The organism is Pseudomonas sp. P42 (assembly GCF_017973755.1).
GTDB classification, from domain to species: Bacteria; Pseudomonadota; Gammaproteobacteria; order Pseudomonadales; family Pseudomonadaceae; genus Aquipseudomonas; species Aquipseudomonas iridis.
The window spans coordinates 715632-730863 of sequence record NZ_JACOPU010000002.1; the positions used below are offsets into that span (position 1 = coordinate 715632).

Annotated in this window: 16 protein-coding genes; all 16 read left to right on the forward strand. The window is 59.2% G+C overall.

Going from position 1 to position 15232, the window contains the following annotated elements:
• The first annotated feature begins 44 nt into the window (after nucleotides 1–44).
• The 16 genes from fabF to araG all read left to right on the forward strand — a co-directional run bounded on the left by fabF (nucleotide 45) and on the right by araG (nucleotide 15230).
• Nucleotides 45–1289: a beta-ketoacyl-ACP synthase II gene (fabF, locus tag H8B20_RS08215; RefSeq protein WP_042560432.1), complete on the forward strand. Its 1245-nt coding sequence runs from the start codon at nucleotides 45–47 to the stop codon at nucleotides 1287–1289.
• Nucleotides 1289–2104, forward strand: a complete 816-nt coding sequence (pabC, locus tag H8B20_RS08220; protein WP_210622807.1) for an aminodeoxychorismate lyase — start codon at nucleotides 1289–1291, stop codon at nucleotides 2102–2104. The genes fabF and pabC overlap by 1 nt, the downstream gene beginning before the upstream one ends.
• Nucleotides 2105–2107: 3 nt before the next feature.
• Entirely contained in the window at nucleotides 2108–3283 is a 1176-nt protein-coding gene (gene mltG, locus H8B20_RS08225; RefSeq protein ID WP_047302579.1) for an endolytic transglycosylase MltG, read from the forward strand.
• 19 nt (nucleotides 3284–3302) lie between these two features.
• Nucleotides 3303–3935, forward strand: a complete 633-nt coding sequence (gene tmk / locus H8B20_RS08230; RefSeq protein ID WP_042560429.1) for a dTMP kinase — start codon at nucleotides 3303–3305, stop codon at nucleotides 3933–3935.
• Complete coding sequence (locus H8B20_RS08235) at nucleotides 3928–4911, forward strand: DNA polymerase III subunit delta' (protein WP_210622808.1); 984 nt, start codon at nucleotides 3928–3930, stop codon at nucleotides 4909–4911. Before tmk ends, H8B20_RS08235 begins: the two co-directional genes overlap by 8 nt.
• A 57-nt stretch (nucleotides 4912–4968) precedes the next feature.
• On the forward strand, nucleotides 4969–5325 hold the full coding sequence (locus H8B20_RS08240) for a PilZ domain-containing protein (protein WP_042560427.1): 357 nt from the start codon (nucleotides 4969–4971) through the stop codon (nucleotides 5323–5325).
• A 14-nt stretch (nucleotides 5326–5339) separates the two neighbouring features.
• Nucleotides 5340–6125 carry a TatD family hydrolase gene (locus H8B20_RS08245; RefSeq protein WP_115146231.1) on the forward strand — a complete coding sequence of 262 codons (786 nt, stop codon included), beginning with the start codon at nucleotides 5340–5342 and terminating at the stop codon, nucleotides 6123–6125.
• A gap of 341 nt (nucleotides 6126–6466) precedes the next feature.
• Entirely contained in the window at nucleotides 6467–7105 is a 639-nt protein-coding gene (locus tag H8B20_RS08250) for a TetR/AcrR family transcriptional regulator (RefSeq protein WP_007908276.1), read from the forward strand.
• 137 nt (nucleotides 7106–7242) lie between these two features.
• Nucleotides 7243–8211 (forward strand): GTP 3',8-cyclase MoaA, encoded by a 969-nt coding sequence (locus H8B20_RS08255; RefSeq protein ID WP_047302572.1) that lies wholly within the window; start codon nucleotides 7243–7245, stop codon nucleotides 8209–8211.
• Nucleotides 8212–8381: 170 nt separating this feature from the next.
• Nucleotides 8382–8987: a DUF4823 domain-containing protein gene (locus H8B20_RS08260; RefSeq protein WP_042560424.1), complete on the forward strand. Its 606-nt coding sequence runs from the start codon at nucleotides 8382–8384 to the stop codon at nucleotides 8985–8987.
• A 16-nt stretch (nucleotides 8988–9003) separates the two neighbouring features.
• Nucleotides 9004–9564 carry a DUF1285 domain-containing protein gene (locus H8B20_RS08265; protein WP_210622809.1) on the forward strand — a complete coding sequence of 187 codons (561 nt, stop codon included), beginning with the start codon at nucleotides 9004–9006 and terminating at the stop codon, nucleotides 9562–9564.
• A 191-nt stretch (nucleotides 9565–9755) separates the two neighbouring features.
• Complete coding sequence (locus H8B20_RS08270; RefSeq protein WP_210622810.1) at nucleotides 9756–10472, forward strand: FadR/GntR family transcriptional regulator; 717 nt, start codon at nucleotides 9756–9758, stop codon at nucleotides 10470–10472.
• A 52-nt stretch (nucleotides 10473–10524) separates the two neighbouring features.
• Nucleotides 10525–11400, forward strand: coding sequence for an SMP-30/gluconolactonase/LRE family protein (locus H8B20_RS08275; protein ID WP_210622811.1), 876 nt, complete (start codon nucleotides 10525–10527; stop codon nucleotides 11398–11400).
• A gap of 271 nt (nucleotides 11401–11671) precedes the next feature.
• Nucleotides 11672–12490: an SDR family oxidoreductase gene (locus H8B20_RS08280; RefSeq protein ID WP_210622812.1), complete on the forward strand. Its 819-nt coding sequence runs from the start codon at nucleotides 11672–11674 to the stop codon at nucleotides 12488–12490.
• Nucleotides 12491–12625: 135 nt separating this feature from the next.
• The gene (locus H8B20_RS08285) at nucleotides 12626–13630 is read left to right on the forward strand and encodes a substrate-binding domain-containing protein (RefSeq protein WP_042560420.1); all 1005 of its coding nucleotides are present in this window, start codon (nucleotides 12626–12628) and stop codon (nucleotides 13628–13630) included.
• A gap of 55 nt (nucleotides 13631–13685) precedes the next feature.
• Nucleotides 13686–15230: an L-arabinose ABC transporter ATP-binding protein AraG gene (gene araG, locus H8B20_RS08290; protein ID WP_210622813.1), complete on the forward strand. Its 1545-nt coding sequence runs from the start codon at nucleotides 13686–13688 to the stop codon at nucleotides 15228–15230.
• Nucleotides 15231–15232: the final 2 nt, after the last annotated feature.

Here is a 15232-nt window from a genome sequence, read left to right on the forward strand (position 1 = left end):
CTTTAGGCCTGATGCAAAGTCGTCATTTGAAAAAGGAGAGTGCTGTGTCGCGTAGACGCGTCGTAGTCACCGGTATGGGTATGTTGTCGCCACTGGGCACGGATGTGCCAAGCAGTTGGCAGGGCATTCTGGCTGGCCGCAGTGGCATTGGTCTGATCGAACACACCGACCTTTCTGCCTATTCCACCCGCTTTGGCGGCTCGGTAAAGGGCTTCAATGTCGAGGAATACCTGTCGGTCAAGGAAGCGCGCAAGCTCGACCTGTTCATTCAGTACGGTCTCGCGGCTGGCTTTCAAGCCGTACGCAACGCTGGCCTGGAAGTCACTGACGCCAACCGCGAGCGCATTGGCGTGGCCATGGGTTCGGGCATCGGCGGTCTGACCAATATCGAAGAAACCAGCCGTACTTTGCATGAGACGGGCCCGCGTCGAATCTCGCCATTCTTCGTGCCAGGCTCGATCATCAATATGATTTCCGGTTTCCTGTCCATCCATCTGGGCGCACAGGGACCTAACTACGCCATTGCTACAGCGTGTACCACCGGTACGCACTGCATCGGCATGGCGGCGCGCAACATCATGTACGACGAAGCCGACGTGATGATTGCCGGCGGTGCCGAAATGGCCGCATGCGGTCTGGGCATGGGCGGCTTCGGCGCGTCCCGTGCGCTGTCGACCCGCAACGACGAGCCAACTCGCGCCAGCCGTCCCTGGGACAAGGGTCGTGACGGTTTCGTACTGTCCGACGGTGCCGGTGCACTGGTGCTCGAAGAACTCGAACACGCCAAGGCGCGCGGCGCGACCATCTACGCCGAGCTGATCGGTTTCGGCACCAGTGGCGATGCGTTCCACATGACTTCGCCACCTGCCGACGGCGCGGGTGCAGCTCGCTGCATCACCAACGCCTTGCGCGACGCGAAGATCAACGCCGATCAAGTGCAATACATCAATGCCCACGGCACCTCGACCCCGGCCGGCGACCTTGCCGAGGCCAACGCGATCAGGTCGGTGTTCGGTGAGCACGCCTATAAACTGGCGGTCAGCTCCACCAAGTCCATGACGGGCCACCTGCTGGGTGCAGCCGGAGCGGTCGAGGCGATCTTCAGCATCCTGGCGATCAACAGCCAGGTAGCGCCGCCAACCATCAACCTTGATGAGCCGGACGAAGGCTGTGATCTCGATTTCGTGCCGCACACCGCGCGCAACATGGACATCGATGTCGTGCTGTCGAACTCCTTCGGCTTTGGCGGCACCAACGGTACCTTGGCGTTCCGTCGGTTCGCAGGCTGATGGACAGCTGGGTCGACGGTCAACCGGCTGACACTCTGTCGCTGAAAGACCGCGGCCTGGCTTACGGCGATGGTCTGTTCGAGACCATTGCCGTGCATGACGGCCAGCCAGTATTGCTTGATCGACACATGACGCGGCTGGCCGATGGCTGCTCGCGTCTGGCTATCGCTGCCGATATCGAACTGATTCGCCACGAACTGCTGAGCTACGCTGCCGCGATGGACGAGGGTGTGCTTAAACTCATCCTCACCCGTGGCGACGGTTTGCGCGGTTACGCGCCTGACCCTGCGGCGCTGGGTCGACGCATTCTGCAAGGCAATCCGCCGGCGGCTTATCCTGCTGCGCATGCCGAACATGGCATCCGCCTGTTTCCGTGCAATACGCGCCTGTCCAGGCAGCCATTGCTTGCCGGACTCAAACACCTCAATCGACTGGAACAAGTACTCGCCCGCGCCGAATGGCAAGACAGCGAGCACGCTGAGGGCTTGATGCTTGATCAGGCCGGTCGAGTGATCGAAGGGGTGTTCAGCAACGTGTTTCTGGTGCGCGATGGTGTGTTGATCACGCCCGATCTGAAACGCTGCGGTGTCGCCGGTGTGATGCGCGCGGAAATATTGTTTCAGGCCGAGTCATTGGCCATCCCCACCCAAACCGTTGATATCGGCCTGGAACAGCTGCAATGGGCCGATGAAGTGTTTGTCTGCAACAGCGTATATGGCGTCTGGCCGGTACGCGCCTACGCTGCACTGAGCTGGCCGGTTGGCCCGCTCACCCGTAAACTGCAAGCCATTGCCCGCGCCCTACTGGATGCCTGATTTGTGAGACGTAAATTATTGCTGCTGCTGGAAACCGGACTGGTTCTGGCAGGGCTGCTGTTGGGCGCCAGCGCCTGGAAGATTCACTCCGCGCTGGAACAGCCCTTGAACATCACGCAGGAAGAACTGCTGGATGTGCCGAAGGGCTCTACACCGACCCGTACCTTCCTTGGACTCGAAAGCGATGGCGTCATCAAAGACGCTTTCTGGCTACGGGTCTATTGGCGTTTCAATCTTGCTGGCACGCCGATCCACACTGGCGAATACCGCATGCAGCCCGGGATGACCGTCAACGGTCTGATCGATTCGTGGAAGCGTGGCGACGTGGTTCAGTACAGCTTGACGCTGGTTGAGGGCTGGAATTTCCACCAGGTACGTGCTGCGCTGGCGAAAGATGAAAAAATCGAACAGACCATCAATGGTTTGAGCGACAGCGACGTGATGGCGAAGATTGGCCACAAGGGCCTGTTCCCGGAAGGCCGTTTCTTCCCCGATACCTATCGTTTCGTGCGCGGCGTGTCCGATACCGAGCTGCTGAAAAAGGCTTTTGAGCGTCTCGACGAAGTGCTGGCCAAAGAGTGGGAAAAACGCGCTGCCGATGCACCGTACAAAGAGCCTTATCAAGCGCTGATCATGGCGTCCCTGGTCGAGAAGGAAACCGGTGTACCGCAGGAGCGCGGCGAGATTGCCGGGGTTTTTGTGCGCCGGATGGCGCTGGGCATGCAGCTTCAGACCGATCCGACAGTGATCTATGGTTTGGGCGATCGCTACACCGGCAAGTTGACCCGCGCTCACCTCAAGGAGCCGACGCCGTATAACACTTACGTGATTCCCGGCTTGCCGCCGACGCCGATTGCGATGGTCGGGCGTGAAGCCATTCACGCGGCGCTGAACCCGGTGGGAGGCACCAGCCTCTACTTTGTTGCCCGTGGCGACGGTAGCCATGTGTTCTCTGACGATCTCGATGCGCATAACAATGCGGTGCGTGAATTTCAGCTCAAGCGCCGTGCCGATTACCGCTCCAGCCCGGCGCCGGCAACTACGCCGGAAGCGGCACCGGCCGCCGAAGAGTCGATTCCTGCGGCATCGCCTAATACTGCGCCCGAGTCGCTGCCGCAGGTTCCGACTGAGGAATCCGCGCCGACTCCTGACGCCGACGCACCACAAAACACGCAATGACTTTTATTAAGGACTGCCTGTGACTGGCTTGTTTATCACCCTGGAAGGCCCGGAAGGCGCCGGCAAGAGCACCAATCGCGAATACCTCGCCGAGCGTTTGCGCGCCGCCGGTGTCGAGGTCGTGCTGACCCGCGAGCCCGGCGGTACGCCACTGGCAGAGCGGATTCGCGATGTGCTGCTGGCCCCGGCCGACGAAGTCATGAACCCGGATACCGAACTGCTGCTGGTGTTCGCTGCGCGTGCTCAGCATCTGGCCGAGGTGATTCGCCCGGCACTGGCGCGCGGTGCGGTGGTGCTGTGTGATCGCTTCACCGATTCGACGTATGCTTATCAGGGAGGCGGTCGCGGTTTGTCGCTGGAGCGTATCGCGACGCTGGAGGCTTTCGTGCAGGGTGATCTGCGCCCGGACCTGACGCTGATTTTCGACCTGCCGGTAGAAATCGGCCTGGCTCGTGCCAGCGCTCGCGGTCGCCTCGATCGTTTCGAGCTGGAAGGCCGGGCATTTTTCGAGGCGGTGCGCAGTGCATTCCTCAAGCGTGCTGAAGCCGATCCTGCGCGCTATGTGCGCATCGATGCCGGTCAGCCGTTGGTCAAGGTTCAACAATCGCTGGATACCCTGATTCCGAACTTGCTGGAGCTGAGCCGTGGCTGAGGCCTATCCATGGCAGGACAGCCTCTGGCAGCAACTGGCCGGACGTAGCCAGCATGCTCACGCTTATCTGCTGCATGGGCCGGCCGGGATCGGCAAACGCGCACTGGCCGAGCGGTTGATGGCCAGTTTGTTATGCAAGCACCCGACGCCGGAGGCTTGCGGTGAATGCAAATCCTGCCTGCTGCTCAAGGCCGGCAGCCATCCGGACAATTACATTATCGAGCCGGAAGAAGCCGACAAGGCGATCAAGGTCGATCAGGTGCGCGATCTGGTCAGTTTCGTGGTGCAGACCGCGCAACTGGGCGGGCGTAAGGTGGTGCTGATCGAACCCACGGAATCGATGAATATCAACGCCGCCAACGCCTTGCTCAAGAGCCTTGAAGAGCCTTCTGGCAATACGGTGTTGTTGCTGGTCAGCCACCAGCCGAGCCGTTTGTTGCCGACGGTCAAGAGTCGTTGTGTGCAGCAGGCCTGCCCGCTGCCGGGTGAAGCGATGAGCCTGCAATGGCTGGCTCAGGCCCTGCCGGAGTGTTCCGAAGCGGAGCGTGTCGAACTGCTGACGCTGGCCGCCGGTTCGCCGTTGATGGCGGTCACTCTTCACTCCCAGGGCGTACGCGAACAGCGCGCGCAAGTGGTCGAAGGGGTGAAGAAGTTGCTCAAGCAGCAGCAATCGCCAACGCAATTGGCCGAAGAATGGAAAAACATCCCGATGCTGCGCCTGTTTGACTGGTTCTGTGACTGGTCGAGCCTGATCCTGCGTTATCAACTGACTGAGGATGAAGCCGGCCTCGGTCTGAGCGACATGCGCAAAGTGGTGCAGTACCTGGCGCAGAAAAGCGCCCAAGGCAAAGTGCTCGATATTCAGGACTGGATTCTCGCGCAGCGGCAGAAAGTGTTGAGCAAGGCCAATCTCAATCCGGCGCTGTTGCTGGAAGCGCTGTTGGTGCAATGGGCGGGACTGCCAGGCCAGCGGTGATCCCCGCAAAAACGATGGTGTGCGCCTAGACTCTGAACATCAGCAGTGGAGGTCAACATGAATGAACCCGTCAGCCCGGGGCCGCGCAACGGCATTTTGTCCCTGACCATCAAAGACAAGTCGGTGCTTTACGCCGCTTACATGCCGTTCATCAAAAACGGTGGCCTGTTCATCCCGACCAACAAGAGTTACAAGCTGGGCGACGAGGTGTTCATGCTATTGAACTTGATGGATGAACCGGAAAAGATCCCGGTTGCCGGCAAAGTCACCTGGATTACGCCCAAAGGCGCACAAGGCAATCGCGCAGCCGGTGTCGGCGTGCAGTTCAACGACGGCGACAACACCGCGCGCAGTCGCATCGAAACCCATCTGGCCGGAGCCCTCAAGTCCGACCGTCCCACTCATACGATGTAAGTAGCCGTATTTTTATGCTCGTAGATTCCCATTGTCACCTTGATCGCCTCGACCTCACCGCCCATGACGGCTCGCTGGATGCCGCACTCGATGCGGCCCGCGAGCGCGGGGTAGGGCATTTTCTGTGCATCGGCGTAAGCGCCGACAACGCCGCTGACGTCAAAGCCCTCGCCGAGCGTTACGACGATGTCGATTGCTCGGTCGGCGTGCATCCTCTCGATGTGCAACCGGGAGCCGCCCCCGCGCTGGACTGGTTGCTGCACGAACTCAATCACCCGAAAGTGGTGGCGATCGGTGAAACCGGTCTGGATTACCACTACGAGCCGGAAGCCGCCGAGCTGCAACAGGCGTCGTTCCGCCTGCACCTGCAAGCGGCGCAGCACACCGGCAAACCTGTGATCATCCACACCCGCGGCGCCCGCGCCGATACCCTCGAACTGCTGCGTGAAGCCGCGCTGCCACAGGCCGGGGTGCTGCATTGCTTCACTGAAGACTGGGACATGGCCAAGGCTGCGCTGGACATGGGTTATTACATTTCCCTGTCAGGCATCGTGACCTTCCGCAATGCCGATGCGCTGCGTGATGTCGCGAGCAAAGTCCCGGCGGATCGTCTGCTGGTTGAAACCGATTCGCCGTACCTGGCGCCGATCCCTTATCGCGGCAAGCCGAACCTGCCGCAATACGTGCGTGAAGTGGCAGAGTTCCTGGCGATGCTGCGTGGTGAGAATTACGAGCGTTTTGCCGAGCAGACGACCGAAAACTTCAAGCGGCTGTTCCCGCTGGCTCATGTGAAAGTCTGAATCGCAGGCAAAAAAAACCCGGGTTCTGGGGGGTGAATCCGGGTTAAGACCATTAGGAGTAAAACAAAGGCACGCGGTCCGTTGGTACCTTTATCGACACGGCACTTGGGGGAGATGCCGTCCGACAGTTGAAGTATTGATCAGTCTGGCGTGCAGTCCAGTTAGCTGGTCGTGGTTTTTAAACAAATTTGGAATACGTTCGCTTCAGTTGAGTTCTCATTGCGCCCAAAACGTTCTCAAAATGAACAAGAAACACAGATGTGGTCGGATGATCCGTGCATTTTTGCGCAAGTTAGGCATAATACGCGGCTTCGAATTTTGACCCTTCAGACCTTTTTCTTATGCACAAAGAACCTCGTAAGGTCCGTGAGTTTCGTCGCCGCGAGCAAGAAATTCTCGATACCGCGCTCAAGCTGTTCCTCGACCAAGGTGAAGACAGTGTCACCGTCGAGATGATTGCTGATGCCGTAGGTATCGGCAAAGGCACGATCTATAAACATTTCAAGTCCAAGGCCGAGATCTATCTGCGCCTGATGCTCGATTACGAGCGCGATTTGAACGAGCTGCTGCATTCGGCCGATGTCGACAAGGACAAGGAAGCACTGTCCCGTGCCTACTTCGAATTCCGTATGCGTGATCCGCAGCGCTATCGTCTGTTCGATCGTCTCGAAGAGAAGGTGGTCAAGGGCAACCAGGTGCCGGAAATGGTCGAGGAGCTGCACAAGATCCGTGCCTCGAACTTCGAACGCCTGACCCTGCTGATCAAGGGGCGCATCAGCGAAGGCAAGCTCGAAGACGTGCCGCCGTACTTCCACTACTGCGCGTCCTGGGCATTGGTGCACGGCGCTGTCGCGCTGTATCACTCGCCGTTCTGGAGCAATGTGCTGGAAGATCAGGAAGGTTTCTTCCAGTTCCTGATGGACATCGGCGTGCGCATGGGCAACAAGCGCAAGCGCGACCCCGAAACGCCGAGCAGCTGAGCCATTCAGCTGCTTTATTGCGCAATGATTTCGTTACATGGCGCAGTACCGCAGGAATATACTCAGGCATAGGGCTTGCTAAAACTTGATTTGTGAGTCAAGTTTTAGCTGCTCGATTTCCTTTCGCCGGAGTGATCATGATCGTTGACCGTCAAGGCAGGCGCTTTCGCAATTTGCGGATCAGCCTGACTTCAGCCTGCAATTACGCTTGTACCTACTGCGTGCCCAATGGCAAGCGGTTGGTAGCTGCGCAGGATGAGCTGTCGGCCGACGCCATGGCGCGCGGCGTGGCGTATCTGATTGAAGCCGCTGGCATTGAGCGTTTGCGCATTACCGGTGGCGAGCCGCTGGTCAGCCCCAAACTTGAATCGTTCATGACCGCCGTCGGCAAGATGGGGCTGGAAGACATCAGCCTGACCACCAACGGTCAACTCCTCGCCAAGAAACTTCCGCTGCTAGTGGATGCCGGTCTGCGCCGGATCAATGTTTCTCTCGATACCCTCGACGCCGACGCGTTCCGCAGCATTGCCCGCGGCGGCGACCTGGCCACCGTGCTCGACGGCATGGATAAGGCCGCAGCGGCGGGGATGAAGATCAAGGTCAACATGGTGCCGTTGCGCGGCCAGAATCTCGATCAGGTCATGCCGTTGCTCGACTACTGCCTGGAGCGCGGGTATGAGCTGCGTTTTATCGAGTTGATGCGCATGGGCCACCTGGCCAAAGACTCCAATGCCTTCCTGCAACAGTTTGTCAGTCTTCAACAATTGCTGGAGCTGATCGGTGAGCGTTACGAGTACGCGCAAGCCGATGCCCCTGTCGACGCTACGGCTGTGCGTTACGCGATTGCCGGGGTGGGCCATTTTGGGGTGATTGCCAATGAAAGCGTGCCTTTCTGCCGAACCTGCTCACGCCTGCGCCTGTCATCGACCGGTTGGCTGCATGGTTGCCTGTCGTCGAGCAACCGCCACTACGTCGGCGATCTGCTCGACAAACCGCGTCACGAGGCACTGCCTGCGCTACAACGCTTGCTGGTGAAGGCTTTGGGCGACAAGCAGGAAGTGGCATTTTCCGGCGGCGCAACCATCATGAAAATCATCGGCGGCTGATATTCCCATTCGCGATCAGGCTCGCTCCCACATCTGGAATGCGTTCCACTTGTGGGAGCGAGCCGGCTCGCGAAAGCGTCCTGTAGTTCGACGAAGTTCCCGAGCTGGCGCAAAAGCTGCATTCAACGCCCATTCGCCGGTTTTCCGTCACCGGCTTCTGGAGGATAAGGATGCGTAGCCTGGTTTTGCTGCTGGCCATTTTGGCGCTTGGCGGCTGTATGACTGTCAGCGATATGGCCGAAGGCACTCGCTATCAGATGAGCGACGCGGGGCTGCTGGACCACAGCGACAGCCGCCGCGTGAACAACTTCCGTATTCAGCCGGATTCGTTTATCTACATCGCCCAGGGTGCGTTTGCGCCGCCGGGTGGTTCGTATCCGCGGCCGAACGTGGTCGCTGAGGAAGCGTTCAAAGGCTTTATCGAATACTTTCCGATGGTTCGCCGCGCCCGCGCGCCGGAAGGCCTCGATCAGGCAATGGGTGAAGCCCGTGACGCGGGTGCGCATTACTTGCTCTACACCCGTTTCGCCAAGGCTGATGACCGCATCGGCAACTCTGATGAGTGGCTGGATGAGGAGGCTGTGGATCGCCTCGGTATCGACGGCGGCGTGATTCAGATCATGTTGATCGAGACCAGCACCCAGTATTTGATTGATACTGCACGGATCAAGAGTCGTGGCGGTTTACTGACGTTCCACGACAGCAAACCCGAAGACCTGATCGGCCCACCGCTGGCGCAATACGCGCGCAGCCTGTTGGGGATCGGCAACCAGTAATTTCAAGGAGTACGCCATGAGTGGCCCGCAAAAAGCCAATGACCTGTTGGGACAAATCCCCAAAACCAAAGGCCTGCCACCGGTGCACTTGTGGAACCCGGACTTCTGCGGCGACATCGACATGCGCATCGCCCGGGACGGCACCTGGTATTACCTGGGCACGCCGATCGGGCGCAAGCCTATGGTCAAGCTTTTCTCTACGATCATCCGCCGCGACGGCGATGATTATTTTTTGATTACGCCGGTCGAGAAGGTCGGCATCAAGGTCGACGACGCGCCGTTTGTGGCGATTGCCGTCGAGGTTGAAGGCGAGGGTGAGGCGCAGGTGCTGCGCTTTACCACCAATGTCGACGAAACCGCTGAGGCTGGGCCGGAGCATCCGATTCGAGTTGAGATCGATGCGGTCACTCAAGAGCCTGCGCCTTACGTACACGTGCGCGCCAACCTTGAGGCGTTGATTCATCGCAATGTGTTTTACCAATTGGTCGAACTGGCGGTCAGTCAAAAAATCGATGGGCAGAGCTGGCTCGGTGTGTGGAGTGGCGGCGAGTTCTTCCGTATCGGCCTCGAACCGTAATTTCAAATCCCTGTGGGAGCGAGCCTGTTCGCGATAGCTGTGTATCAGTCGACGAAAATATTGACTGACACTCCGCTATCGCCAGCAGGTTCGCTCCCACATTTGTTTTGTGTGATCACAAAAATCTGATTTGACACCCAATCGTATGATCATTAGCTTGATCACCCATCGCGATCCGCTTTGAGGTGTTCATGTCCAGCAGCTTTCATGCATCAACGGTTGACTCGCTGGGCAGTTGGATCGCCGCTGGCCAGATCAAACCGGGGCAGACCATCAAGGTCGAAGCTGATCTGGGCGAACAGCTCGGCGTCAGCCGCACCGTCATTCGCGAAGCGATCAAAACCCTCGTTGCCAAAGGCATGCTTGAAGTCGGGCCGAAGGTCGGCACCCGCGTGTTGCCCGTGCGCCGCTGGAACCTGTTCGATCCCCAGGTCGTCGGTTGGCTGTCACGCAATGGTCTGCCGGAAAACTTCGTCGATGATTTGCTCGACCTGCGCCGCACCATTGAACCCATGGCTGTGCGCTGGGCCTGCGAGCGCGCGACGCTGGAGCAGATCGACGCCGTGCAACTGGCCTACAACGCCCTCGAGCGCGCGGTAGACAGCGGCGGCGATTACAACCGTGCCGATCAGGCCTTCCACGAGTGCATTCTTGCCGCCAGCCATAATCAGTTCATTGAACAGATGGTCCCGGCGCTCGGTGCGTTGCTGGCCGTTTCGTTTGAAGTCTCGGCGGCCGATCCGGATGAACTGCGCCGCACCTTGCCAATCCACAAAGACATGGCCGACGCCATCGCCGCTCGCGATTCTGCGCGCGGTGTGTGGGCCTGCATGACCCTGATCGACAACGCAGACCTGGCGATCAAACGGTTTTACCCAAAAGTCATGGCCGACAAAAAGGCCGGTTAAATATCCAATATCGCTCCCACACTGAAAAAACTACAAGACCCAAGGAGTTGAAATGACCTGGACCGCACTGACCCAGCACCGCGCCCAACTCGGTGAAGGCCCGTTCTGGGACGCGCCGACCCAGGCGCTGTACTGGGTCGATATCGCCGGCCAACAAGCCCTGCGCCTGATTGGCCAGAACGTGCAGATCTGGCAAATGCCCGAGCACGTTTCCGCGTTCATCCCCTGCGCCAGCGGCGATGCGCTGGTTACGCTGAGCAGCGGCGTCTATCGTCTCGATCTCGACTCCCCCGGCCTGGAACCGCGCCTGACGCTGTTCTGTGTCGCCGACCCGCAACCTGGCAATCGTCCCAACGAAGCCCGCTGTGACGCACAAGGCCGACTGTGGCTCAGCACCATGCAAAACAACATCGGCGAGCAGGGCGAAGATCTGCCGATCGTCCGGCGTTCCGGTGCCCTGTTCCGTATCGATCCCGACAAACGCGTCACGCCATTGCTACGCAACCTGGGGATTCCCAACACGCTGCTGTGGAGCGACGACGGCACCAGGCTGTTGTTCGGCGACAGTATGGACGCCACGTTGTACAGCTACTTCATCCACACCGACGGCAACCTCGACGTCGCCAATCTCTGGTATGGCCCGGATGAACAGGGCGGCCCTGACGGTTCGGCGATGGATGTCGAAGGCTATGTGTGGAACGCCCGTTGGGACGGCAGTTGTCTTTTGCGGCTGACGCCTGATGGCAAGGTTGATCGCAAAATCGATCTGCCGATCAGTCGCCCGACCAGTTGCGTGTTCGGCGGCGAAGACCTGAAAACCCTGTACATCACCAGCGCCAAGAGCCCGCACAACCATCCTCTGGACGGCGCAGTGCTGACGATGCGTGTTGATGTTGCAGGAAAGCTGTGTACGCGTTTCGCTGGTTAAATCCCAAAATATGGGATGCAAAATTATATATTGAGATTATTTGGCGGTCGGGTTTATAGTCGGCTCCAGCAGTAACACGCACTCACACTTAAAAAGAACAAAACAGGTGAAGTGATGCAGCGAATTTCCATCGCACTCCCACGCGGAGTCCGCGCCACGCAACGGCCCAATGCCGTCAGTGGCGCCTGCCTGTTCAGTTCTAAACGCTCTCCAGACCGGACATCGTCAGATGCCCGGTTTTTTTGCGCTTGCGAACAGGAGTCCTTGAGCCATGGGTGAACCTCTTTCCCTGCCGCCGGTGCCCGCACCGCCGAAGGGCGAGCGTCTGAAAAACAAAGTCGTGCTGCTCACCGGTGCCGCTCAGGGTATCGGTGAAGCCATCGTCGCAGCCTTCGCTTCGCAGCAAGCCAAACTGCTGATCAGTGATATTCAGGCCGAAAAAGTCGAGAAGGTTGCCGTCCATTGGCGCGAGCAAGGCTTTGACGTCCAGGCGATCAAGGCTGATGTGTCGCGCCAGACCGATCTGCACGCCATGGCCAAACGCGCCGTTGAACTGCACGGGCGCATCGACGTGCTGGTCAACTGTGCCGGGGTCAATGTGTTCCGCGATCCGCTGGAAATGACCGAAGAAGACTGGCGTCGCTGCTTCGCCATCGACCTCGACGGCGCGTGGTACGGCTGCAAAGCAGTCCTGCCGCAAATGATCGAGCAGGGCATCGGCAGCATCATCAACATTGCCTCGACCCATTCTTCGCACATTATTCCCGGCTGTTTCCCGTACCCGGTGGCCAAGCACGGGTTGCTGGGACTGACGCGCGCACTCGGCATCGAGTACGCAGCGAAAGGCATCCGCGTCAACGCCATCGCCCCCGGCTACATCGAAACGCAGCTGAACGTCGATTACTGGAACGGTTTCGCCGACCCGCATGCCGAGCGTCAACGCGCCCTCGACCTGCACCCGCCCAAACGCATTGGTCAGCCGATTGAAGTGGCGATGACGGCGGTGTTCCTGGCCAGCGATGAAGCGCCATTCATCAATGCTTCGTGCATCACCATCGATGGTGGCCGCTCGGTGATGTACCACGACTGATCGATCGGATTCCACGCGAAGAAATCCGCCTGAAATCCAATCATCATACGATATGACTATTTTCAACAGACTTTGCAGGAACGTGCTTTACCGCTTTTCAAACATTGCTCAAAAAAAATAACAAGGAGTCAGCTTATGAAACGTCGTTTCGGGATTCGTACCCTGTGCAGTGCCGCGCTCGCGGTCACCGCGTTCAGCCTGAGCAGTTCGCTGCTCGCCGCCGATGCCGTGAAGATCGGTTTCCTCGTCAAGCAGGCCGAGGAACCGTGGTTCCAGACCGAGTGGGCCTTCGCCGAGAAAGCCGCCAAGGACAGGGGGTTTGAACTGATCAAGATCGCCGTCCCGGATGGCGAAAAAACCCTGTCGGCCATCGACAGCCTCGCGGCCAATGGTGCCAAAGGCTTTGTGATCTGCCCGCCGGACGTGTCGCTCGGCCCGGCGATCATGGCCAAAGCCAAACTCAATGACCTCAAGGTGATTGCCGTCGACGACCGTTTTGTCGACGCCAACGGCAAGTTCATGGAGGACGTGCCTTACCTGGGGATGGCCGCGTATGAAGTGGGTCAGAAGCAGGGCGCCGCCATGGCTGCCGAAGCGAAAAAACGCAACTGGGACTGGAAAGACACCTACGCGGTCGTCAACACCTACAACGAACTCGACACCGGCAAGAAACGCACGGACGGCTCGGTCAAGGCCCTCGAAGACGCCGGCATGCCGAAGGATCACATCCTCTTCGCCGCACTGAAAACTCTCGATGTGCCAGGCAGCATGGACGCCACCAACTCGGCGTTGGTGAAACTGCCGAGCGCGGCGAAGAACCTGATCATTGGCGGCATGAACGACAACACCGTGCTTGGGGGCGTGCGCGCCACAGAAGCCGCCGGGTTTGCCGCGGCCAATGTGATCGGCATCGGCATCAACGGCACCGACGCCATCGGCGAACTGAAAAAGCCTAACAGCGGCTTCTTCGGTTCGATGCTGCCGAGCCCGCACATCGAAGGCTACAAAACTGCCGAGATGATGTACGAGTGGGTTACCACCGGCAAAGAGCCGCCGAAATACACCGCCATGGACGACGTCACCCTGATCACCCGCGAGAACTTCAAGCAAGAGCTGGAAAAAATCGGCTTGTGGAACTGACGTAGCGACGGCCCGGGCAACCGGGCCGTTTGAACGGTGTGAAGAGGTGGCTTAAATGCACGCGCAAGTACAAAGACAAGAAAACAGCGCCAGCGGCAGTCTGCGCTTCAACGGGATCGGCAAAACCTTTCCCGGCGTGAAGGCGCTGGACGGCATCAGCTTCGTCGCCCATCCCGGCCAGGTCCACGCCTTGATGGGCGAGAACGGCGCCGGCAAGTCGACCCTGCTGAAAATCCTCGGCGGCGCTTACATTCCGAGCAGCGGCGAGTTGCAGATTGGCGAGCAGACGATGGCCTTCAAGTCGACAGCCGACAGCATCGGCAGCGGCGTGGCGGTGATCCATCAGGAACTGCATCTGGTGCCGGAAATGACCGTCGCCGAAAACCTGTTCCTCGGCCATTTGCCGGCCAGTTTCGGTTTGATCAATCGCAGCACGCTGCGTCAGCAAGCGCTGGATTGCCTCAAAGGCCTGGCCGATGAAATCGATCCGCAGACCAAAGTCGGGCGTTTGTCGCTGGGCCAACGGCAACTGGTGGAAATCGCCAAGGCCCTGTCGCGTGGCGCCCATGTGATCGCCTTCGACGAGCCAACCAGCAGCCTTTCGGCGCGCGAGATCGACCGTTTGATGGCGATCATCGGGCGCCTGCGGGATGAGGGTAAAGTCGTGCTTTACGTGTCCCATCGCATGGAAGAAGTGTTCCGTATCTGCGACGCGGTGACGGTGTTCAAGGACGGCCGCTACGTGCGCACCTTCGAGGACATGAGTCAGTTGACCCACGATCAACTGGTGACCTGCATGGTCGGCCGCGACATTCAGGACATCTACGATTACCGCAACCGCCCACGCGGCGCAGTGGCGCTGAAAGTCAACGGCCTGCTCGGCCCGGGCCTGCGTGAGCCGATCAGTTTCGAGGCGCACAAAGGCGAGATTCTCGGTTTGTTCGGATTGGTCGGGGCAGGGCGCACCGAGTTGTTTCGCTTGCTCAGTGGCCTGGAGCGCAAAACCGCCGGACGCCTCGAACTGCGCGGCCATGAACTGAATCTACGCTCACCGCGCGATGCCATTGCCGCCGGGATTCTGCTGTGCCCCGAGGATCGCAAGAAAGAAGGGATTATTCCGCTGGCCAGCGTCGCCGAGAACATCAACATCAGTGCGCGTGGCGCGAATTCGGGTCTTGGCTGCCTGATTCGCGGCCTGTGGGAGAAGGGCAACGCCGACAAACAGATCAAGGCACTGAAAGTCAAAACGCCCCACGCCGGCCAGCAGATCAAATTCCTTTCCGGCGGCAATCAGCAGAAGGCCATTCTCGGTCGCTGGCTGTCGATGCCGATGAAAGTCCTGCTGCTCGACGAACCGACCCGTGGCATCGACATCGGCGCCAAAGCCGAGATCTACCAGATCATCCATAACCTCGCTGCTGACGGTATTTCGGTGATTGTGGTGTCGAGCGACCTGATGGAAGTGATGGGTATTTCCGACCGCATCCTGGTGCTGTGCGAAGGCGCCCTGCGCGGCGAAGTCAGCCGCGACCAGGCCAATGAATCCAACCTGCTGCAACTGGCTTTGCCGCGCCACCGCGCTGACGGCGTGGCGAACTGAGA